At 74.0% G+C, this 20,870-nt stretch carries 20 protein-coding genes and 1 pseudogene; 8 read left to right on the forward strand and 13 right to left on the reverse strand.

Going from position 1 to position 20,870, the window contains the following annotated elements; translation table 11 throughout:
* Positions 1-40 precede the first annotated feature (40 nt).
* A complete protein-coding gene (locus ACZ46W_RS33325; RefSeq protein WP_468345745.1) occupies positions 41-1,609 on the reverse strand; it encodes an alkaline phosphatase D family protein in 1,569 nt (522 codons plus the stop codon).
* Positions 1,610-1,717: 108 nt separating this feature from the next.
* Positions 1,718-3,127 carry a MocR-like pyridoxine biosynthesis transcription factor PdxR gene (gene pdxR / locus ACZ46W_RS33330; protein WP_468345747.1) on the reverse strand — a complete coding sequence of 470 codons (1,410 nt, stop codon included), beginning with the start codon at positions 3,125-3,127 and terminating at the stop codon, positions 1,718-1,720.
* 93 nt (positions 3,128-3,220) lie between these two features.
* Here pdxR and ACZ46W_RS33335 point away from each other — a divergent pair.
* Positions 3,221-3,625, forward strand: a pseudogene (locus ACZ46W_RS33335) (EamA family transporter); the annotation flags it as partial.
* Between the two features lie 480 nt (positions 3,626-4,105).
* Here the strand turns inward: ACZ46W_RS33335 and ACZ46W_RS33340 are convergent.
* Positions 4,106-4,936 carry an alpha/beta fold hydrolase gene (locus tag ACZ46W_RS33340; protein ID WP_468345749.1) on the reverse strand — a complete coding sequence of 277 codons (831 nt, stop codon included), beginning with the start codon at positions 4,934-4,936 and terminating at the stop codon, positions 4,106-4,108.
* A 129-nt stretch (positions 4,937-5,065) separates the two neighbouring features.
* Between ACZ46W_RS33340 and ACZ46W_RS33345 the strand changes: the two genes are divergently transcribed.
* Together ACZ46W_RS33345 and ACZ46W_RS33350 are read left to right on the forward strand one after the other, a co-directional pair.
* Positions 5,066-5,977 carry an RNA polymerase sigma-70 factor gene (locus tag ACZ46W_RS33345; protein ID WP_468345751.1) on the forward strand — a complete coding sequence of 304 codons (912 nt, stop codon included), beginning with the start codon at positions 5,066-5,068 and terminating at the stop codon, positions 5,975-5,977.
* A 260-nt stretch (positions 5,978-6,237) separates the two neighbouring features.
* Positions 6,238-6,984 (forward strand): GntR family transcriptional regulator, encoded by a 747-nt coding sequence (locus ACZ46W_RS33350; RefSeq protein ID WP_468345753.1) that lies wholly within the window; start codon positions 6,238-6,240, stop codon positions 6,982-6,984.
* A 24-nt stretch (positions 6,985-7,008) separates the two neighbouring features.
* On the opposite strand, the gene ACZ46W_RS33355 is transcribed toward ACZ46W_RS33350, so the two are convergent.
* The 3 genes from ACZ46W_RS33355 to ACZ46W_RS33365 all read right to left on the reverse strand — a co-directional run bounded on the left by ACZ46W_RS33355 (position 7,009) and on the right by ACZ46W_RS33365 (position 10,096).
* Complete coding sequence (locus ACZ46W_RS33355; protein ID WP_366126554.1) at positions 7,009-8,166, reverse strand: ROK family transcriptional regulator; 1,158 nt, start codon at positions 8,164-8,166, stop codon at positions 7,009-7,011.
* Between the two features lie 112 nt (positions 8,167-8,278).
* Positions 8,279-8,929 carry a response regulator transcription factor gene (locus tag ACZ46W_RS33360; protein WP_468345756.1) on the reverse strand — a complete coding sequence of 217 codons (651 nt, stop codon included), beginning with the start codon at positions 8,927-8,929 and terminating at the stop codon, positions 8,279-8,281.
* A gap of 9 nt (positions 8,930-8,938) precedes the next feature.
* The gene (locus ACZ46W_RS33365) at positions 8,939-10,096 is read right to left on the reverse strand and encodes a sensor histidine kinase (protein ID WP_468345758.1); all 1,158 of its coding nucleotides are present in this window, start codon (positions 10,094-10,096) and stop codon (positions 8,939-8,941) included.
* A 109-nt stretch (positions 10,097-10,205) separates the two neighbouring features.
* Between ACZ46W_RS33365 and ACZ46W_RS33370 the strand changes: the two genes are divergently transcribed.
* The 3 genes from ACZ46W_RS33370 (at position 10,206) to ACZ46W_RS33380 (ending at position 12,368) form a co-directional block, all read left to right on the forward strand.
* Positions 10,206-11,129, forward strand: a complete 924-nt coding sequence (locus tag ACZ46W_RS33370) for an ABC transporter ATP-binding protein (RefSeq protein ID WP_468345760.1) — start codon at positions 10,206-10,208, stop codon at positions 11,127-11,129.
* 2 nt (positions 11,130-11,131) lie between these two features.
* Complete coding sequence (locus tag ACZ46W_RS33375) at positions 11,132-11,866, forward strand: ABC transporter permease (protein ID WP_468345762.1); 735 nt, start codon at positions 11,132-11,134, stop codon at positions 11,864-11,866.
* A 64-nt stretch (positions 11,867-11,930) separates the two neighbouring features.
* A complete protein-coding gene (locus tag ACZ46W_RS33380) occupies positions 11,931-12,368 on the forward strand; it encodes a hypothetical protein (protein ID WP_468345764.1) in 438 nt (145 codons plus the stop codon).
* Positions 12,369-12,377: 9 nt separating this feature from the next.
* On the opposite strand, the gene mug is transcribed toward ACZ46W_RS33380, so the two are convergent.
* The 6 genes from mug to ACZ46W_RS33410 form a co-directional block, all read right to left on the reverse strand.
* Entirely contained in the window at positions 12,378-12,917 is a 540-nt protein-coding gene (mug, locus tag ACZ46W_RS33385; protein ID WP_468345766.1) for a G/U mismatch-specific DNA glycosylase, read from the reverse strand.
* Between the two features lie 19 nt (positions 12,918-12,936).
* Positions 12,937-14,379 (reverse strand): adenylosuccinate lyase, encoded by a 1,443-nt coding sequence (gene purB / locus ACZ46W_RS33390; RefSeq protein ID WP_468345768.1) that lies wholly within the window; start codon positions 14,377-14,379, stop codon positions 12,937-12,939.
* Between the two features lie 72 nt (positions 14,380-14,451).
* Positions 14,452-15,243, reverse strand: a complete 792-nt coding sequence (locus tag ACZ46W_RS33395) for an SGNH/GDSL hydrolase family protein (RefSeq protein WP_468345770.1) — start codon at positions 15,241-15,243, stop codon at positions 14,452-14,454.
* A gap of 60 nt (positions 15,244-15,303) precedes the next feature.
* Positions 15,304-16,320 carry a hemolysin family protein gene (locus ACZ46W_RS33400; RefSeq protein WP_468345772.1) on the reverse strand — a complete coding sequence of 339 codons (1,017 nt, stop codon included), beginning with the start codon at positions 16,318-16,320 and terminating at the stop codon, positions 15,304-15,306.
* A complete protein-coding gene (locus ACZ46W_RS33405; RefSeq protein ID WP_468345774.1) occupies positions 16,317-17,681 on the reverse strand; it encodes a hemolysin family protein in 1,365 nt (454 codons plus the stop codon). The genes ACZ46W_RS33400 and ACZ46W_RS33405 overlap by 4 nt, the downstream gene beginning before the upstream one ends.
* 150 nt (positions 17,682-17,831) lie before the next feature.
* Positions 17,832-18,257 (reverse strand): GNAT family N-acetyltransferase, encoded by a 426-nt coding sequence (locus ACZ46W_RS33410; protein ID WP_468345776.1) that lies wholly within the window; start codon positions 18,255-18,257, stop codon positions 17,832-17,834.
* A gap of 104 nt (positions 18,258-18,361) precedes the next feature.
* On the opposite strand from ACZ46W_RS33410, the gene ACZ46W_RS33415 reads away from it, so the two are divergent.
* Positions 18,362-18,601, forward strand: coding sequence for a toxin-antitoxin system HicB family antitoxin (locus ACZ46W_RS33415; protein WP_468345778.1), 240 nt, complete (start codon positions 18,362-18,364; stop codon positions 18,599-18,601).
* The gene (locus tag ACZ46W_RS33420) at positions 18,598-18,969 is read left to right on the forward strand and encodes a fic family toxin-antitoxin system, toxin component (RefSeq protein ID WP_468345780.1); all 372 of its coding nucleotides are present in this window, start codon (positions 18,598-18,600) and stop codon (positions 18,967-18,969) included. Before ACZ46W_RS33415 ends, ACZ46W_RS33420 begins: the two co-directional genes overlap by 4 nt.
* A 33-nt stretch (positions 18,970-19,002) precedes the next feature.
* Here ACZ46W_RS33420 and tap read toward each other — a convergent pair.
* A partial coding sequence (gene tap, locus ACZ46W_RS33425; protein ID WP_468345782.1) for a telomere-associated protein Tap occupies positions 19,003-20,870 on the reverse strand: 1,868 nt, incomplete at its 5' end.

Genomic DNA, 20,870 nt, shown 5'->3' on the forward strand with positions numbered 1-20,870 from the left:
TGGCCCGATTAGGTCCGGTTTTCAATAGTTCGCCGTCTTCTTACTGGCCCACCCGCCCCGGCCGGAGCGTCCTGGAGAAGAGCACCGCCCCACCGGTCGCCCGGAGCCGCACGGTCAGTTCGCCGCTGTCGCCGTCGATGTCCACCTCGCCGAAGTGCTGCGGCGACTCCATCGGCGAGACGTTCGCCCGCTTGGGCGCCCGGACGAACACCCGGTCCGGGCCGAACGTACCGTCCAGGGCGTTCGCGGGGAACCCGCCCGCCGCGAGCGGCCCGGAGACGAACTCCCAGAACGGCGCGAAGTCCTTGAACACCGCCCGCTCCGGCGCGTAGTGCTGGGCCGACGTGTAGTGCACGTCCGCCGTGAGCCACAGGGTGCCGGTGATCCCCCGGTGCTTGATGAACCGGAGCAGTTCGGCGATCTGGAGCTCACGGCCCAGCGGCGCGCCCGGGTCGCCCTGCGCGACCGCCTCGATGTCGGTGGCGCCGTCCGGGACCACCAGCCCGAGCGGCATGTCGGCGGCGAGCACCTTCCACACCGCCCGGGAACGGCTCAGCTCCCGCTTCAGCCACGCGAGTTGCTCCGCGCCCAGGATGCCGGTCGTGTCGTCGGTCTGGCGGCCGGGCGAGTTGGCGTTGCGGTACGTCCGCATGTCGAGGACGAAGACGTCCAGGAGGGGCCCGTACCGCACCACCCGGTGCATCCGGCCCGCGTGGAGGGTGGACACCGGGAAGTACTCGCCGAACGCCCGCAGCGAGCGGGCGGCCAGGACGTCGACGTCCTTCTCGGTGTAGCGCGGGTCGTCCAGGATCTGGCCCGGGTACCAGTTGTTGCGCACCTCGTGGTCGTCCCACTGCACGATGGAGGGCACCTGGGCGTTGAAGGCCCGGACGCCCGGGTCCAGCAGGTTGTACCGGAAATTGCCCCGGTACTCGGCGAGCGTCTCGGCGACCTTCGCCTTCTCCTCGGTCATGACGTTGCGCCAGACCCGCCCGTCCGGCAGCGTCACACTGTCCCGGAGCGGCCCGTCGGCGTAGACGGTGTCGCCGCTGCACAGGAAGAAGTCCGGGTCCAGCCGCCGCATCTCGTCGTACGCGTAGAACCCGCCGATGTCCGGGTTGATGCCCCAGCCCTGCCCGGCGATGTCGCCCGACCACAGGAACCGCACCCCGTCCCGGCGCCGCGCGGGCGCGGTGCGGAAGGTGCCGAGCACCGGCTCGCCGGCCCGCCGGGGATCGTCGGGGTCGGTGAGCGTGACCCGGTAGTGGACCTGCTCGCCCGGCGGCAGGCCGCGCAGCGCGGTGGTTCCGGTGAAGTCGGTGTCCGGGCCGAGCAGCGGGCCGACGTGGCGGCGGGCGTGCCGGAACGATTCGGTGGCCGAGGTCTCCACGACCATGCGGGCCGGGCGGTCCGACCGTACCCACACCAGGCCGGACGACGCCGTGACGTCACCCGTCTGCACGCCCCATGCGGCACGCGGCCGACCGGACCGGGCGAACGCGGGCGCTGCGGCGCCCAGGGACAGGGCCGCCGAGGCGGCCAGCGAACCGCGCAGCACGGTACGGCGGGCGGGGGACGGGCTCGGACGGTGCGACGGGCGGTGCGACATCGGTACGCCTCCGGGGGCGGACGGGACGGGACTTCCGCGCCATGCCTAACGCCCGGTGGCGGCGCGCACGCGAACCCCGCGTGAACAACCGCCTTCAGGCCCGCGCCCTCAGGCTCCCGCCAGCAGCCGCACCCCCCGCGCGATGTCGGACGGCGTCAGATGGGCGTACCCCAGGACCAGCCGGACGTCCCCGTCGTCCGGCCGCGCCGTCCCGTAGTCGGCGAGCGGACGGAGGATCACCCCGGCGGCGGCCGCCCGGCGCAGGAACCCCGCCTCCGTCCCTCCGGGGGCGTAACGCCCCGGCACGCGCGCGATGACGTGGAGCCCGGCCGCGATGCCGCTGACCTCCGTGCCCGGGAAGTGCTCCGCCAGGGCGGCGATGAGCGCGTCCCGCCGCTCCCGGTAGGCGCGGCCGCAGCGGCGCAACTGGCGGTCATAGCCGCCGCTCGTGACGAAGTGGGCGAGCACCGCCTGGTCGAGCGACGGGTTGCCCAGGTCCATCGTGCGCTTGCGCTCGACGACCTCGCCGGCGAGCGACTCCGGGACGAGCATCCAGCCGAGCCGCAGCCCGGGCGCGAGGGACTTGCTGACCGAGCCGGTGTACACGACGCGCTCCGGGTCGAGGCCCTGGAGGGCGCCCACGGGGGAGCGGTCGTAGCGGAAGTCGCCGTCGTAGTCGTCCTCGATCAGGTAGCCGTCCACCGTGCGGGCCCAGTCGAGCAGTTCGGCGCGGCGCCGCGCGGAGCAGGCGATCCCGGAGGGGAACTGGTGGGCGGGCGTGGTGACCACGGCCCGCAGGCCGGACGCGGTGAGGGGCCCGACGGCCAGCCCCTCCGTGTCGAGCGGCAGGGGCACGGTCCGCAGTCCGGCCGACGCGAAGAGGGCCGTGGGTTCCGGAGCGCCCGGGTCCTCGACGCCCAGGGCGCGCAGCCCCCGCGCCCCCAGGACGAAACCGAGCAGCGTCATCGCCTGCGCCACCCCGGAGCACACCACCAGCCGCTCGGGGTCGGCCACCACGCCCCGCCGCCGCGTCAGCAGCGCGGCCAGGGCCGTACGCAACTCGGGCAGCCCGCGCGGGTCGGGATAGCCGAGCGCCCGGTGCGGCAACCGGGACAGGACCGCCTTGTACGCGGCCGCCCACGCGGTACGGGGGAAGAGCGACAGGTCCGGCGAGCCGGGGCGGAAGTCCACCCGGGCGCCCACCGCACTCGGGGCCAGGTCCCGTGTGGCGGGCGTGGCCTGCCGTACCGCCTCGCCCACCCACGTTCCGGCGCCCCGCCCGCTGCGCAGGTACCCCTCGGCCGTGAGCTGTTCGTACGCCTCGGTCACCAGCCCCCGCGACACCCCGAGGTCGGCCGCCAGCTCCCGGCTGGACGGCAGCCGCGTCCCGGCCGCGAGCCGGCCGGACCTGACCGCGTCCCGCAGCGCCGACTGGAGCGTCCGGCCGCGTCGCCGGGGCGGCGCGGCGACCGCCGGCAACAGCAATTCCCAGGCGCCCCCGCCCCGTTCGTCCGTCATGATCCCGACCTTAAGCGGTCCGGGAAGTGGCCCTCGAACGGGAGGCGGAAGTGGACCCCGACGCGGACCACCGCCGCGCCTAGCGTCGGGGACATGAACGCGACCCAACTGCGCGGGGCGCTGGTCGCCGCCCTCGCCTGCGTCCTCGTCGGCGCCTCCTTCACGGCCAACAGCGTGCTCGGCGACTACCCGTACGCGGGCGGCCAGGCCCTCCGCTACGGCCTGGCCCTCCTGCTGCTGCTGCCGCTGGCCGGGCGGGGCGCGGCCACCGCCCTGCGCGGGCTGACGGCGCGCCAGTGGGCGCGGGTGGCGGTGCTGGCGGCGGTGGGAATGGTCGGGTTCAACCTGGCCGTGCTGGCCGCCGAACGCACCGCGGAGCCCGCCGTCCCGGGCGTGTTCGTGGGCTGCGCCCCCGTGGTGGTCGCCGTGCTCGTGCCCGCCCTGGACGGGCGCCGGCCCGCGCGGCCGGTGCTGTACGGGGCGCTGCTCGTCGCCGCCGGGGCGTTCACCGTGCAGGGGTGGGGGCGTACGGACGCGGCCGGCATCGCCTGGTCGGTGGGGGCCCTGGTGGGCGAGGTGGGGTTCGCGGTGCTGGCCGTGCCGGTACTGAAGCCGCTCGGTCCGAGGCTGCTGTCGGCCACCGTGTGCGGCGTCGCCGCCCTCGAATCGGCGCTCGCGGGGCTGTGGATGGACGGCACGGCCATGCTGCGCGTGCCGACCGGGCAGGAGGCGGTGGCGCTGCTGTGGCAGGCCGCCGTCGTCACGGTCGTCGGGTTCGTCTGCTGGTACGTGGGCGTGCAGCGGATCGGGGCCGAGCGCGCCACCCTGTTCTCCGGGCTCATCCCGGTGTCGGCGGCGATGACCGCGCCGCTGGTCGCCACCGGTTCCTACGGTGTCGCCCAGGGCGTCGGCAGTGCGCTGGTCGGCGCGGGCGTCGCGCTCGGCTCGGGTGTCCTGGGGCGGCGTACCGCCGGTTCCTCAGCGGCTGCCGTCCAGGAGCACGCGCGCGACGAGGGCGGGGTCGTCGTTCATCGGCACGTGGCCGCATCCGGGCAGCCGTACCAGCCGCGCCCCGGGAACCGCCCGTTTGGCGCGGACGCCCTGGCGGCGCAGCAGCAGCCGGTCGCGGGTGCCCCACGCGACGGTGACGGGCAGCCCGGGCACGTCGTCCGTGAACAGCACGTGGCGCCCGGCGACCAGCGTCTGGCGGAAGCCGGTCGCCCCGCGCAGCGCGAGCGTCTCGGCGACGACCGCCTCCGGTGAACGCCGCCCGGGCCGGGCGTAGATGGTGCTGGTCAGCGCGGCCCGCCCGGCGGGCGACCGGGACAGCCACTCGATCATCGGCAGCGGCAACGACTCGGCCCCCTGACGCATGGCGAGCAGGGTGCCGAAGGCGTACCGGCGCTCGCTCTCCGTCCAGAAGCCGGCGGGCGACAGCGCGGTCACCGACCGGACGAGCTTGTCGCGGCCCAGTGCGAGGGCCAGCAGCCCGCCCAGCGAGTTGCCCGCCACGTGCGGACGGTCGAGGTCCAGGGCCTCGCACAGCCCGCCGAGCACCGGCACGACCGTGGTCAGGTCGTACGCGAACCCGTCGGGCAGCGCCGGGGAGGCGCCGAAGCCGGGCAGGTCGACGGCGATCACCTCGCGCTCGGCGGCCAGGATCTCCAGCACCGGCTGCCAGGCCTGCCAGTGGTGCCCTATGCCGTGGAGCAGCAGCAGCGGCTCCCCGTCGCCCATCCGCTCGTACTCCACCGTCACCGTGCCGGACCCGCGCGGGGACTCGACCGGGAAGGACACCTGTGCGGCCATGCTGCTGCTCCTGTCCCTGACTGGGCACGCCCTGTCTTAGACGCTTCGTCAGCAACAATTACCGCCCGGTAGGGCCGAGTTCAAGGGGCCGGGCCGTCCCGCGTGTGCCGCGTATCGCATGATGGGACGGTGGCAACCGACACAGACACAGAAGCCGGACAGGACGCCGACGACATCACCGGTCTCTTCGAGGCGCACCGGTCCGTCCTGACCGGAGTGGCCTACCGGATGCTCGGCCGGGTCGCCGACGCCGAGGACGTGGTCCAGGAGGCCTGGCTGCGCTGGTCCGCCGCCGACCGCTCGCAGGTCCGCGAGCCCCGCTCCTATCTCGTCCGCGTCACCACCCGGCTCGCCATCGACCGGCTCCGCCAGGTGCAGGCGCGCCGCGAGGCGTACGTCGGCCCCTGGCTGCCCGAACCGGTCGTCACCGACTTCGGCCCGACCGTCCCCGACACCGCCGAACGCGCGGTGCTCGCCGACTCCGTGTCGCTCGCCGTCCTGGTCGTCCTCGAATCCCTCTCGCCGCTGGAGCGGGCGGTGTTCGTCCTGCGCGAGGCGTTCGGCTTCCCGTACGCCGAGATCGCGGCCACCCTCGACCGGTCGGAGGCGGCCGTGAGGCAGCTCGCCGGCCGGGCCCGCCGCCATGTCGACGAGGGCAGGCCACGGTACGACGTCGACCCCGCCGAACGCCGCGACCTCACCGAGCGCTTCCTCGCCGCGGCGGCCGACGGAGACCTGGACGGGCTGCTCGCCCTGCTCGCGCCCGACGTGCGGCTCATCGGCGACAGCGGCGGCAAGGCCAGGGCGCCCCGGCGCGTCATGGAGACCGCCGACAAGATCGGCCGGTTCCTGTGCGCGATCGCCGGGGATCCGGCCGTGTACGCCGACTTCCGGGCCGTCGAGGTCAACGGCGGGCCGGCGCTGCTCGTACTCGCCGACGGAAAGCCCGACTCGGTGATCCAGGTGGACGTCGTGGACGGCCGCATCCAATGCATCTATATCGTGAGAAACCCGGACAAACTCGCCGCGCTGGCGTCCTGACCGTCGCCCACGCGTACGTGGCGAAAGGCCCCGCGGCCTCGACAGGCGCGGGGCCTTCCGCATGCCCGCGCGTGCCCGCCCCCGGTACGCGAACAGCCTGTGAACGCTCTGCGACAGGGCTCGACCCCGCTGCGTAACCGGCCGACGATTGGTCTTGACCAAGGGTGGGTGCCGCCTTATGGTCGCAGGGATAGTGCAGGAACCTTTAATAAACAAGGCACGGAAAGCCGCCGGGAGTCCGGCGATTGCGGAGGATCAGGGTGGGGACCACGCAACTGGAATCGGTGCCGGAGCCCAAGTACTGGCACTTGAAGACCGTGATCGGCGAAGCACTGGACACCGAATTCTCGGTGGGGGAGATCCTGCCCAACGAACGTGAACTGGCCGCCCGTTTCGGCGTCGCCCGTGCCACGCTCCGTCAGGCGCTCGAACAGCTCGAACTGGAGGGCCGCCTCCAGCGCCGCCGTGGCGTCGGCACCACCGTCGCACCGCCCCGCATGGGAGTGGACGTCTCGACCGCCCAGGCACAGTGGCCCGGCGCCGGCGAGGAGACCTGGCAGCCCGTCGACTGCGCCCTCACCGCCCCGCCCGCCGCCGTCGCCCGCCTCCTCGACCTCGACCACGGCGCCGACGAGCCGGTGCACACCGTGCGCCGCCTCCGTATGACGCACGATCAGGCCGTCGCCGCCGAGCAGCTCTACGTCCCCGCCGCCTCCGTACCGGAACTCACCGGCATCGACGCCCCGTCCGGCCCGGCCCGCGCCCGCGCCGTCCTCCGCGAACTCCAGCGGCTCGCCCTGGAGGGCCAGGACCGCGCCGTGGAGCTCGGCTCCGCCCGCGCGGACGACGCCAAGGAGCTCGACCGGCTGCCCGGCGCCCCCGTCCTCGTCGTCACCACCCGGTACCTGTCCGACGGGCGCACCGCCGCCGTCTCCGTCGCCACCTACCGCGCCGACACCTGCCGGCTCACCTTCGGCGACGCGGGAGACTTCGGCATCGCGTCCTGAACCACGCGTGCCACGGCCCGTCGCTCAGCGGCGGGCCGTCACCGTTCCCTCCACCGCGAACAACTGCTCCTCCACATGGTCGAGCGCCAGCCGCAGCGCACCCGTCGCCACCGCCGCCTCACCCAGCAGCGACAGCGCCACCCGGGGCGGCCGCAGACAGAACCGCGCCAGCTCCTCCCGCAGCGGCTGGAGCACGCCATCCAGGCCGGCCGCCCAGCCGCCGACCACCACCAGCTCCGGATCGAGCGCCAGCACCAGCGCCGCCACGTCGTGCACCAGCCGCTGGATGAACCGGTCCACCGCCGCCCGCGCCCGCGCGTCGCCCTCCCGGGCCAGCGCGAACACCTCCGCCACCGCCTGCTCGTCCAGCGGGTGCAACGGCTCGTCCGTGGTCGACAGCAGCGTCTCCGGCGTCGCCCCCTGCCCCAGCAGGTGCAGCGCGCCGATCTCCCCGGCCGCCCCGCCGAACCCCCGGTGCAGCCGCCCGCCGATCAGCGACCCGGCACCCGGACTCAAGCCCGCCAGGACGAAGACGATGTCGTCCGAATCGGTCGCCGCGCCCTTCCACTGCTCGGCCACGGCCGCCGCGTTCGCGTCGTTCTCGACCAGCACCGGACACCGGAACGACCGCCGCAGCCGCTCGCCCAGCGCCAGACCCGTCCAGCCCGGCAGCGCCGTACCCAGCCGGATCGTCCCGTCCGCCTCCACGATCCCCGGCGTCCCGACGCCCACCGCCCGCAGACTGCCGCGCGCCACACCGGTGCGCCGCAGCACGTCGGCGACCACCGCCCGCACCCGCTCCAGCCGCTCGTCCGCCGACGCCGTCTCCGACACCTCCCGGGACCCGGCGCCGATGATCCGCCCGTCCAGCCCCGACAGCAGCGCCGCCACCCGGTGCGGCCCGATCTCGACACCCAGCAGGTGCCCCGCCTCCGCCCGGAACCGGAACCGCCGCGCCGGCCGCCCCTGGCGCCGGGCCTCGCCCTCCTCGGGCGCCGCCTCGACCACCAGGCCGTTGCCGATGAGCCCCTCGACCACACCCTCGACGGTCGGCCGGGACAGCCCCGTGATCCGGGTCAGGTCGGTGAGCGTGCGCGCGTCGGCGTCGCGCAGCGCATGGAGTACCACCGCGGAATTGATCCGCCGCAGCAGCGACGGGTCCCCGCCGGTCAGCCGGCCCACCGTGTGTCCTCCCAGCTAGAACGCGTGTCTGCCGGATGGTACTCAATGACCCGGCCGACCTGTCAGACCCCTCGGCCGGACGCCTCGCCCGGGTGCCCCGGCCCCAGGGCGCTCACGCGGGCGCGACGAACCCCGACTCGTACGCCGCGATCACCGCCTGCGTACGGTCACGCGCACCCAGCTTCGCCAGCACGGCGCTGACGTGGGACTTGACCGTCTCGGTGCCCACGATCAGCTCGGCGGCGATCTCCGCGTTCGACATGCCGCGCGCCATCAGCCGCAGCACCGCCGACTCCCGCTCCGTCAGCGCCGCCCGCTCCAGCGCGGCCCGCGCGGTGCCGTTGCCGTACGTCGCCGCCAGCGATCGCACCGCCGAGGGGAACAGCAGCGACTCGCCCTCCGCCACCAGCCGTACCGCGTGGACGATCTCCGTCGGCCGGGCCCGCTTCAGCAGGAACCCGTCCGCACCGGCGCGCAGCGCCCCGTACACGTACTCGTCGTTCTCGAAGGTCGTCACCACCAGGATCTTCGGCGGCTCGGGCACCGCGCGCAGCACCAGCCGGGTCGCCTCGATGCCGTCCAGCAGCGGCATCCGCACGTCCATCGCCACCACGTCCGGGCGCAGCCGCCGCACCAGGGGCAGGACCGCCGCCCCGTCGGCGGCCTCCCCAACCACCTCGATGTCGGGCTGCGCGCCCAGGACGGCGCGCAGGCCCTCACGCACCAGGGGCTCGTCGTCGACCAGCAGGACCGTGATGGGCATCGGGCCAGCCTAGGCCGTTCCGCGTGGACCGTGCGCCCCGCCCGGGCCGCCCGTACCGTGCGGCGGGAGGCTCACGCACACCCGCCACTCGCCCTCGAACGGTCCCGTGAACGCCTTCCCGCCCAGCAGCGCCGCCCGTTCCCGGATGCCGCGCAGACCACTGCCGCCCTCCCGACGGGCCGAGCCCGCGAACGGATTGGCCACCTCGATGTCGAGCCACCCCTCCGACACCGCGATCCGCACTCTCACCGGCACCTGCCCCGCGTGCCGCAGCACATTGGTCAGCGCCTCCTGGACAATGCGGTAGCCCTCCCGGGAGACCGGCCCCGGGACCTGCGCCAGCGGCCCGGACAACTCCGCCGTCACCTCCGCGCCCGAGGCGCGCGCCGACTCCAGCAGCCGGTCCGCCTCCGCCAGCGACGGGCGTGCGCCCGGCGCGTGCCCGGGCTCGCGCAGCGCCTTCAGGACCCGCTCCAGGTCCTCCAGCGCGCCTCGGCCCGTCTCCTCGACGGCCGCAAGGGCCCGTTCCGTGAACGCGGGATCGTTCGCCGCCCGCGCCGCGCCCGCCTGCACCACGGCCACCGTCAGCGCATGGCCGATCGAGTCGTGCAGCTCACGCGCGATGCGGTTGCCCTCCAACAGCCGTTCGGTGCGCTCCTCCAGGGCGGCCAGCCGCTCCGCCGCCGACGGCCCCAGCAGACGGCCCGCGACCCAGGTGATCGACTCGCCCAGACCGACCACCACCGCGGGCAGCACCACCAGGGGCAGCACCGCGAGCGGCCCGTACACCCAGTCCCCGGGACCACCATTGACCGCCACCGCCAACAGGTCGTACGTCAGCATCAGCAGACGGGCCGTCGCCCCCAACGCCACCACGGCGGCGAGCAGCCGCACGGCCAGCCAGAGCACCGTCCGCCACCGCTGCTGCCAGGTCGCGGACGGCGCTGCCGCCACGCGCGCGTCCGGACCCAGCAGCAACTGCGCCTGCACGGCCTCCGCCAGCCGCACCCACGGAACCAGCCCCATGGGCAGCACCAGCAGCACCGGCACCCACGGCATGTCCACGCTGATGTACATCCACACGGCGTAGACCAGCGACGGCACGCACAGGTGCAGCCAGCGCGTATAGGTGACCCGTCGGGTCAAGGGGTGGAGGACTCGGCGCATGACGGCCATCGTGCCAGCGTGACCGCGCGGACGGCTCCCCCGCACGGGGGAGACGCGAGCCCCCCGAGGGGGAGGCCGCGCCCCCGGTCGGACGGCCAGGCTCGACGGCATGACCGACATCGACGTCCACGCACTCACCAAGCACTACGGCGGCCGCCGCGCCGTCGACGGCCTCACCTTCAGCGTCCTGCCCGGCCGCGTCACCGGCTTCCTGGGCCCCAACGGCGCCGGGAAGTCCACGACTCTGCGCCTTGTGCTGGGCCTGGCCCGCCCCACCTCCGGCACCGCACTCGTCGGCGGCCGCCCCTACCGCACCCTCACCGACCCGCTGCGCCGGGTCGGCGCCCTGCTCGACCCGCAGGCCGCCCACGGCTCCCGCACCGCCCGGGGCCACCTGCGGACGATCGCCGCCGGCAACCGCATCCCGGCGCACCGGGCCGACGAGGTCCTGGAGGAGGCGGGCCTCGGCGCGGTCGCCGGCCGCCGCGTCAGGACGTACTCGCTCGGCATGCGCCAGCGCCTCGGCATCGCCGCCGCCCTGCTGGGCGATCCGGACGTGCTGATCCTTGACGAGCCGTCCAACGGCCTCGACCCGGAAGGGATCGTGTGGATCCGCGAGACGATGTGCCGCCTCGCCCGCGAGGGCCGCACGGTCCTGGTCTCCAGCCACCTCATGAACGAGACCGCCACCTTCGCCGACCACCTCGTCGTGCTGGGGCGGGGCAGGTTGCTGGCCGACACCCCCATGAAGGACTTCCTCGACGAACGCAGCAGGCCGCGCGCCCGGGTGCGCACCCCCGAACCGGACCGCCTGCGCACCGCACTCGCCGCCGCCGGACTCGGTGCCGCGACCCCGTCGGACGACGGCCGGCTGACCGTCGACGGGGCGAAGGCCGAGGACATCGGGGCGCTCGCCGCCCGCGAGGGCATCCCCGTCCAGGAACTGTCCGACGAACGCGTCTCGCTGGAGCAGGCGTACCTCGCCCTGACCTCCACCGAGGCCGACTTCACGACCGCCCGCCGGGAGGCCTGACCATGCCCACCACCGCCGTCCTCCACTCCGAGTGGCTCAAGATCCGCACCATGCGCTCGCTCATGGCGGCCCTGACCGCCGTGTTCGCGGTCACCGCCGGGATCACCGTCCTCGTCAACGCCCTCACGGGGGCCGACGAAGCGGGACAGACCGGCGACGACCCGCTCTTCGCCGCCTTCTTCGGCCTCAACTTCGGCCAGGTCGCCGCCATCGCCTTCGGCACGCTGGCGGTCTCCTCCGAGTACGTGAACGGCGCCCTGCGGGTCTCCCTCACCGCCGTCCCCGACCGGACACGCTTCTACGTCGCCAAAGCGGCCGTCGTCGGCTCCCTGACCCTGCTGGTGGGCGTGGTGACCGGCTTCGTCACCTTCCTGGGCGGGCAGGCGTTCCTGGGGGAGCGGGCCCTCGGGCTCGGCGACCCCGGTGCGCTGCGCGCCTGTGTCGGCAGCGGCGTCTACCTGGCGCTGATGGCCCTGTTCGCGGCGGGCCTCGCGGCCGTGCTGCGCAGCGGCACCGCCGTCCTGAGCGTCCTGGTCCCGTTCGTCCTGATCGTGTCGTTCGTGGTCGGGGACATCGCCTCGGGTGCGGCGGACTACCTGCCGGACCGGGCGGGGCAGTTGGTGGTCCACCAGGACACACCCGGCATCGGCCCCTGGACCGGGCTCGCCGTGACGGCCTGCTGGGCGGCGGCCGCACTGCTGGCGGGCTGGTTCGCCGTACGCCGCAGGGACGCCTGACGGCATGCCGGGCGGGGGGCCTGACGGAGCGCCAATTGTCAGTGGTGGCCGCTTTACTGGAGCCATGACCACCGCACGGCATCTGGCGACCATCGATCGGCTGCGCTCCCGCCCCTTCCCCGGGGAGTTCGGCAGAACGGACGTGGGCTACAGCGGAGTCGGTTACCACATCGCCGAGCTGGCGACGAGCGAGGACTTCTGGGAGGACGACGGGACACGGCGCGAGATCGTCGAGGACCAGTACGACGCGGAGCGCGACGCGCTCGCGATGCTGCTCACCGCCCGGTGGGGCGAACCGCAGGTGTTCAGCCTCTGGTCGGTGTTCGACCGGGGCATGGCGGGCGAGGAGATACCCGACCCCTGGGACGCCCTCAGCCAGTCCGTGCCCGACGTCCACCTCTGGCGGGTGGACGGGCGGTGGATAGCCCTGGGCGTCTCGCACTGGGACAAGGAGCTGCCGTTCCAGCTCGTCACCGCCGTCACGGAGACGGACCCGCCCTAGGGCCCGCCCCTACGCCTCCTCCGCGGCGGCGCGCAGCCGGGCGAACTCCTCCGCCATCGTCTCCAGCGTCCAGTGCGCGTTCAGGCCGCTGGGGTTGGGCAGCGCCCAGATCCGGGTGTCGCCGATCGTCCGCTCCTGCGGGCCTATCCGTGCCTTCGGGTCGTGGAAGGCCGTGCGGTACGCGGTGACACCCGCCACCGCCAGCCAGCGCGGCCGCAGCCGCGCCACCTTGAGGGCGAGCAGCCGGCCGCCCTCGCGGAACTCCTCGGCGCTCAGCTCGTCGGCGCGCGCGCTGGCCCGTGCGACGACGTTGGTGATGCCGAGCCCGTACGTCAGCAGCTCGTCCTGCTCGGACGGCTTCAACTGCCGCGGGGTGAAACCGGAACGGTGCAGCACGGGCCAGAAGCGGTTGCCGGGGCGGGCGAAGTGGTGGCCCGTCGCGGCCGACATCAGGCCCGGGTTGATGCCGCAGAACAGCACGGACAGGCCGCCCGCGATCACATCGGGCACGATGCGGTCGCGAGCGGCCTGGAGTTCCTGGGGAGTCATACGGGTCGGGTGCCCCGGATCAGAGGATCGCACCGGGGACGTAACCGGCGGCCTCCGGGTGCTGCTTGGCGATCTCCTCGATGCGGGCGACCACCGCACCGACCTGGTCGGCGGCGGCACCCGTGAACGAGAGCTTGTCCGCCATCGCCGCGTCCAACTGCTCGCGGTCCAGCGGGATGCGGTCGTCGGCGGCGAGCTTGTCGAGGAGCTCGTTGCGCTCGGCGCCCTGCTCGCGCATGGCCAGCGCCGACGCCACCGCGTTCTCCTTGATGGCCTCGTGCGCGACCTCGCGGCCCACCCCGGCGCGCACCGACGCCATCAGCACCTTGGTGGTCGCCAGGAACGGCAGGTAGCGGTCCAGCTCGCGGGCGACGACCGCCGGGAACGCGCCGAACTCGTCGAGCACCGTCAGGAACGTCTCCAGCAGCCCGTCGAGCGCGAAGAACGCGTCGGGCAGCGCCACCCGGCGGACCACGGAGCAGGACACGTCGCCCTCGTTCCACTGGTCGCCCGCCAGCTCGCCGGTCATCGACGCGTAGCCGCGCAGGATGACCATCAGGCCGTTGACGCGCTCGCAGGAGCGGGTGTTCATCTTGTGCGGCATGGCGGAGGAGCCGACCTGGCCGGGCTTGAAGCCCTCGGTGACCAGCTCGTGCCCGGCCATCAGCCGGACCGTCTTGGCCAGCGACGACGGCGCGGCGGCGAGCTGAACCAGCGCGGTGACCACCTCGTAGTCGAGGGAGCGCGGGTAGACCTGGCCGACCGAGGTGAAGGCGTGCGCGAAGCCCAGGTGCGCGGCGATCCGCTGCTCCAGCTCCGCCAGCTTCGCCGCGTCCCCGCCCAGCAGGTCCAGCATGTCCTGCGCCGTGCCGACCGGGCCCTTGATGCCGCGCAGCGGGTAGCGGCCCAGCAGCTCCTCCAGCCGCGCGTACGCCACCAGCAGCTCGTCCGCCGCGGTCGCGAACCGCTTGCCGAGCGTCGTGGCCTGGGCGGCGACATTGTGCGAGCGCCCCGCCATCACCAGCTCGCCGTACTCGCCCGCCAGGTGGCCCAGCCGGGCCAGCACCGCCACCGTGCGGTCGCGCATCAGCTCCAGGGAGAGCCGGATCTGGAGCTGCTCGACGTTCTCGGTGAGGTCGCGGGACGTCATGCCCTTGTGGACCTGCTCGTGGCCCGCGAGCGCGTTGAACTCCTCGATCCGCGCCTTCACGTCATGGCGCGTGACCTTCTCGCGCTCGGCGATCGACGCCAGGTCGACCTGGTCGAGCACCCGCTCGTAGTCGGCGAGCGCGGCGTCCGGCACCTCGATCCCGAGGTCCTTCTGGGCGCGCAGCACGGCGAGCCACAGCCGGCGCTCCAGCTTCACCTTCTGCTCGGGGGACCAGAGGACGGCGAGCTCCGCGGAGGCGTAGCGGCCGGCCAGAACGTTCGGGATGCGGGGCTTCGCAGTCTGAGCAGTCACGTGACCTGATTCTACTGGCGGTTTGTGCAGGCCAGCGCCACGGTCCGGATTGTGGCTTGCTACGAACGCGGCTCAGTGGACCGAGGACCCGTCGTCGAGGAGGTACGGCAGCAGCTCCGGCCGCTTGGCCGGCCGTCCGTCGCCGGAGGACCGGCCGGTCAGCCGCCGCCCGATCCACGGCCCCAGGTGCTGCCGCGCGAAGCGTACGTCACCGATCCGCCGGGCCAGCCAGGCGGGCGGCACCGCGGGCGGCAGCGGCGCCCGCCAGTCCTCCTCCGGCGCCAGGCCGAGCGTCTGCCACACGGCCTCGGCCACCCGCCGGTGCCCCTCCGTGGTCAGGTGCAGCCGGTCCAGGTCCCACAGCCGCGGGTCGCCCAGTACCGCCGCGCCGTACAGGTCGACCACCAGGGCACCGTGCCGGGCGGCCAGTTCGTCGACGTAACCGAACAGCTCCTCCATGCGCGGCCGGAACCGCTCCATGACGGGACCGTTGCGGCCGGGGCTGCGCATCAGCACCAACCGCCCGCACGACGGGGCCAGCCGCTCCACCGCCTCCTCCAGCAGCCCGCGCACCCGGCCCATGTCGCACTTCGGGCGCAAGGTGTCGTTGAGCCCGCCGACCAGGGTGACGACGTCCGCCTTCATGGCCGCCGCGAGGTCCACCTGTTCGTCGACGATCTGGCCGATCAGCTTGCCGCGCACGGCGAGGTTCGCGTACCGGAACCCCGGCGTGCGGGCGGCGAGGCGGGCCGCCAGCAGATCGGCCCAGCCCCGGTAGGAGCCGTCGGGCAGCAGGTCCGACATGCCCTCGGTGAAGCTGTCGCCCACCGCGACGAAACTGTTGTAGGTGGCATTCATCTCCATGGCGGAGTGATCGTACCGCCCGGTACGGGACCTTTACGAGCCCTGGTACCGGACCTGGCGCTAGACCGCCGGGCGGCCCACCAACTCCCGCAGGACGTCCTCCATCGTGACCATGCCGGCCAGCCTGCCGTCGTCGTCCAGCACGGCCGCCAGGTGCGTACGGCTGCGGCGCATCGCCGTCAGGACGTCGTCCAGCGGGGTGGCCGCCCGCACCCGGGCGATCGGCCGCATCGCCGACACCGGGAACGGCAGGTCGCGCGGCGTCACGTCCAGGGCGTCCTTGACGTGCAGGTAGCCGAGGATGCGGCGGGTCGAGTCGACCACCGGGAAGCGGGAGAACCCCGACTCGGCGGCCAGCGCCTCCAGCTCCTCCGGCGTGGTGCCCACCCGGGCGTACACCACCCGCTCCACCGGCATCACCACGTCACGCACCGGACGGCGTCCCAGCTCCAGGGCGTCGTGCAGCCGCTCGGCCGCCCGGTCGTCCAGGAGCCCCGCGTCACCGGCGTCCGTCACCATCCGTGCCAGCTCGTCGTCCGAGAACGTCGCCGCCACCTCGTCCCGCGTCTGGACCCGCAGCAGTCTCAGCAGGGCGTTGGCGAACGCGTTGATCGTGAAGATCACCGGCTTCAGCGCCCGCGCCAGCGTCACCAGCGGCGGGCCCAGCAGCAGCGCGGTGCGGGTCGGCTCGGCCAGCGCGATGTTCTTCGGCACCATCTCGCCGAGCAGCATGTGCAGGTACGTGGCCAGCGACAGCGCGATCACGAACGAGATCGGGTGCACCAGCCCGTGCGGCACGCCGACGGCGTCGAACACCGGCTCCAGCAGGTGGGCGATGGCCGGCTCGGCGACGACACCGAGCACCAGGGTGGACAGCGTGATACCGAGCTGCGCCGCCGCGAGCAGCGCCGAGACGTGCTCCAGGCCCCAGATGACGCTGCGCGCCCGCCGGTTCCCGGCCTCCGCCTCCGGCTCGATCTGGCTGCGGCGTACGGAGATCATGGCGAACTCCGCGCCGACGAAGAAGGCGTTCACCACCAGCGTCAGGAAACCGATCAGCAGTTGGATCGCGATCATCGGCCCGCCTCCCCGCCCTCACGGGCCCCCGGCTCCCCGGACCCGCCGTCCGGCCCGCCCACCGGGGCGTGCAGCAGGACGCGCGCGGCGCGGCGCCCGGAGGCGTCCACCACGTCGAGCAGCCAACCGCCGAGGGTGACGCTGTCGCCGACGGCCGGGATGCGGCCCAGCTCGGTGGCGACCAGCCCGGCGAGGGTCTCGTACGGGCCGTCCGGCACGCGCAGGCCGATCGTCTCCAGTTGGTCGGTGCGGGCGGCGCCGTCCGCGGACCACAGGGCCCGCCCGTCGGCGTCCTCGCCCGCCGGTGCCAGGTCCGGCGTCTCGTGCGGGTCGTGCTCGTCACGCACCTCGCCGACGACCTCCTCGACGATGTCCTCCAGCGTCACGACCCCGGCCGTGCCGCCGTACTCGTCTATGACGACGGCCATCGTGGTCTTCCCGGACAGCCGGTCCAGCAGCCGGTCCACGGTCAGCGACTCCGGGACGAGCAGCGGCTCGCGGAGGATCTCGGTCACCGGCTTGCGGTGCCGCTGCCCGGCCGGAACGGTCAGGACGTCCTTGATGTGCGCGATGCCGATCACCGAGTCCAGGCCGCCCCGGTAGACGGGGAAGCGGGACAGTCCGGTCGCGCGGGTCGCGTTGGCGACGTCCTCGGCGGTGGCCGCCGCCTCCAGGGCGGTGACCTGGACGCGCGGGGTCATGACGTTCTCGGCGGTCAGCTCGGCCAGGTTCAGGGTGCGGACGAACAGCTCGGCGGTGTCCGCCTCCAGGGCGCCCTCGCGCGCGGAGTGGCGGGCCAGGGCGACCAGCTCCTGCGGGCTGCGCGCGGAGGCCAGCTCCTCGGCCGGCTCCATGCCGAGCCGGCGCACGATGTGGTTGGCGGTGTTGTTGAGGTGGCTGATCAGCGGCCTGAACGCGGCGGTGAAGACCCGCTGCGGGGTGGCGACCACCTTGGCGACGCCCAGCGGGGACGAGATGGCCCAGTTCTTCGGGACGAGCTCGCCGACGACCATCAGGACGACCGTCGACAGGGCCGTACCGATGACCAGGGCCACCGAGGACGCCACGGAGGCCGACAGGCCGATGTCCTGGATCGGTCCGCGGATGAGCTTGGCGATGGACGGCTCGGCCAGCATGCCCACGACCAGGTTGGTGACGGTGATGCCGAGCTGGGCGCCGGAGAGCTGGAAGGTGAGGGAGCGTACGGCCTTCAGGGCACCGGGAGCGCCGCGCTCACCCCGCTCGACGGCCCGTTCCAGGTCCCCGCGCTCGACGGTCGTCAGGGAGAACTCGGCCGCGACGAACGCGCCGCAGGCCAGCGAGAGCAGCAGCGCCACGAGGAGCAGGAGCACTTCGGTCATCGGTTCACCTCCGTCCCATGGTCGGCCACGGAGGAGAGGGATGCGCGATGTCGGTGAGGGGTGCTACTGGGAGGCTCGCCCATGGGCGGACGCTCACACCTTTCGATCGATGGTGACTGGTCCACCCATGGTAAAGGATCAGCAAAACGATCAGTCTTCGAGGGGCTTGACCCACCGGCTCCACTGGGGCTGCGGCGCGTAGCCCGCCGCCCGCCAGGCGTGGTGCGCCGGCTCGTTGCGGTCCAGGACCATGGCGTCGGCGCGCCGCCCGCCGAGCCGTACGAACCGCTCCTCGGCGGCCGTGAGCAGTGCCGTGCCGACGCCCCGGCGCCGGTGGTCCGGGTGGACCGCGAGCCGGTAGAGGTGACAGCGCCACCCGTCGAACCCGGCGATCACGGTTCCGGCGAGCTCGCCGCCCCGCTCCGCCAGGATCAGCGCCTCCGGGTCGCGGGCGACCAGCCGCTCGACGCCGTCCCGGTCGTCGCTGATGCTCGTGCCCTCGGCGGCGACCTTCCAGAAGGCGAGGACGGCGTCGAGGTCGGCCGGCGCGGCGGTGCGTATACGAAGATCGTTCATGGCCCCATCATCCGCGAGCCGGCCCTTCGTCCGCCCAGGAATTCCTCCATCACCGGCCCGGATGCTTCTTGCCGGTGCTAGCGGTTTCGCGCTAGCTTGATGGTGTGGCGAAGACCCAGTTGAACGTTCGCGTCGACGAGACCACCGCCGAGGCCGCCCGCCGCAGGGCGCAGCAGCGGGGCGTCAGTGTGAACCGGTACATCGAGGAGCTCGTCCAGCAGGACGCGGGCGAGGCGGGCCGCACCTTCGTGGAGGCCGCGGCCGACTTCATGAAGCAGTACGAGTCGGTCTTCACCGAGGAGTTCGGCGCCCCCGAGCGCCGTACGCCCGACGGGCGGGCATGAACCTCTCGATCGACCTCGCCTGGCTGCTCATGGTCGCCGAGCAGAAGACGCCGGGCGACCCCCAGGTCACCGACTGGGGCGCCCTCGTCGCCGCCGTCAGCCGGCACGACGCCGAGATCTTCGGCATACCCGTCTACGACGACCCGCACATCCGGGCGGCCGCGCTGCTGCAACTGCTGCTGCACGTCCCCGCGCTGGAGCACTCCAACGCCCTGTACGGCTGCGCCGTCGCGTACGGCTACCTGGTCGCCTCCGGGCTGGACGTGGCGCCCTCGCCCGAGAAGGTCAGGGACCTGGCCCGGCTGGTGAAGGCCGCCGGGGCGGACGTCCGCGCCATCGCCGCCGAACTGCGCCGGTGGACCCCCTGACCGCCCGTCGACGGACCGCCCCCGCCCCCGCCGCTACTCCCCGCCGGCCGCCGCGTCCGTGCCCTTGATGTGGCGGGCCGGGTTGTGGCCCTCGTCCAGCAGCCGCACGGCCCACATCAGGGACTGCGTGCCCTCGTGCTTGACCATGCCCGGCGAGACGCCCAGCCGGAAACCGCCCGGGAGCGGTGCGCCGTCGGGGGTGCGCGGCAGGAAGTCCAGCGGACTCGGGCCGTCGGAGAGGTAGACGGCGCAGTCGGACAGGACGGCGATGGGGAACAGCCCCGCCCCCTCGGCGAGACGGCGCATCTTGCGGTGCATGTTGACCCGCGCGGTGGAGATGACCGCCGCACGGATGTCCGGCCGCCAGGTCGGACGCTCCAGCGCCGGCCAGCGTTCCCCGGGACGGTACCCGGCACCCTGCGGACGCTCCCGGAGCTTGCCGATACCGCCCTTGACGGTCGACTTGACGGCCGACAGGACGGCGGCCCGTCCCGGGTCGTCCGCCTTGAGCCGGTCGACCGCCTCCATGGCGGCGAGGTACTCGTCCTCCGGCATCCCGGCGCGTACGCCCAGCTCCTGCATGGTCGTCAGGTAGGCGTCGCGCAGCCGCTGGTACCAGGCGTCCAGGTACGGACCGCTGTCCGGGCGCAGGTACGCCTCGGCCGGCCGCACCTCATGGCCCAGCTCCACCGCGTACGCCACGGTCGGCGTCGCGTACCAGGCCGGTCCCTCGGGCCGGGCGCCGTGCGGCGTGAACGGGTTCGGCAGCCGCGGGTCGACCTCGACGGCGGAGAGGTCCACCAGCCACGAGCCCGGCGTCTTCTTGTCGAAGACCGGGGACGTCACGTGAACGGGCCCGCCCAGCCCGACCGTCAGCCGGTTCGCGGCCGCCGCGAACGCCATGTTGACGTCGATGCCGACCGCGTACGGCCGCGCGCACTCGGCGTCGGTGAGCAGCTCCGGGTCGCGGATCCAGTCGTACGCCTCCTCGTCGAGGACCTCGTCGGGCGTACGCCGGTGCCCGCGCGGGTAGAGCTGCGCGACCACCGGGTGCTCGTCCGGGGCCTCGGGCGGCGCCGGGTCCACGGGCTCGATGAGCGACCCCGGGCTGGGCGCGGACACCCACGCCCCCGCGGCCTCGTCGTACACGGCACGGGTCGGCGGGCGCAGCGCGCTCATCAGCTCCAGCCCGCACACGGCGGTGGTGCCGCGCGGAGTGATCACGCGGGAGGCGTACGTGGCGAGCACGTCGGCCAGCTCGGCCGGGGGCAGCCCGGCGGCGTCGCCCCACGCGCGGCTGTCCAGCGCGCCCCACGGCAGGACGGCGAACTGCACGCAGACGCGCCTGCTGCCCTGCGCCGGCCGGTACACCCAGGCCCACGGCCCGAATCCCCGGCGCGTCATCTTCCACTTGGCCTTGGTGATCTGGCGCACGACCTTGTGGTCCTCGGGCAGCCGCAGCCCGCGCCGGTCGGCCAGCTCGGTCGGCAGCCCCAGCCGCACGGCCGCCGACTCGGTGAGGACCACGAGGGGGTCGGCGTCCTTGCCGTTGCGGTGCAGCCGGGGCGCGCCCAACCGGGCCTCGCCGAGCGCCCAGTCGACGAGCGCGGGGACGTCCCGGGCGGGGCAGTCGAGGACCAGGCCCCCGGCGCAGTACGCGTTCCCGTCCCCGTCCAGCACGGCGACGGGCCCGTTGATGAACCGCGCGTCGACCGCGCCGCGCTGTGCCGGGGCGGCCTGTGCCCGGCGGGGCGACGGCGCGGCGGCCGTGCCGACGGCCGGGCGCGCGACCACTCCCGTCGGCCCGGCGCCCGGCCGTTCGGCGGCGGCCGGGTGTGCGACCGCTCCCGTCGGCTCGGCGCCCGGCCGTTCGGCGGCGGCCGGGTGTGCGACCGCTCCCG

The organism is Streptomyces sp. NPDC031064 (assembly GCF_055570965.1).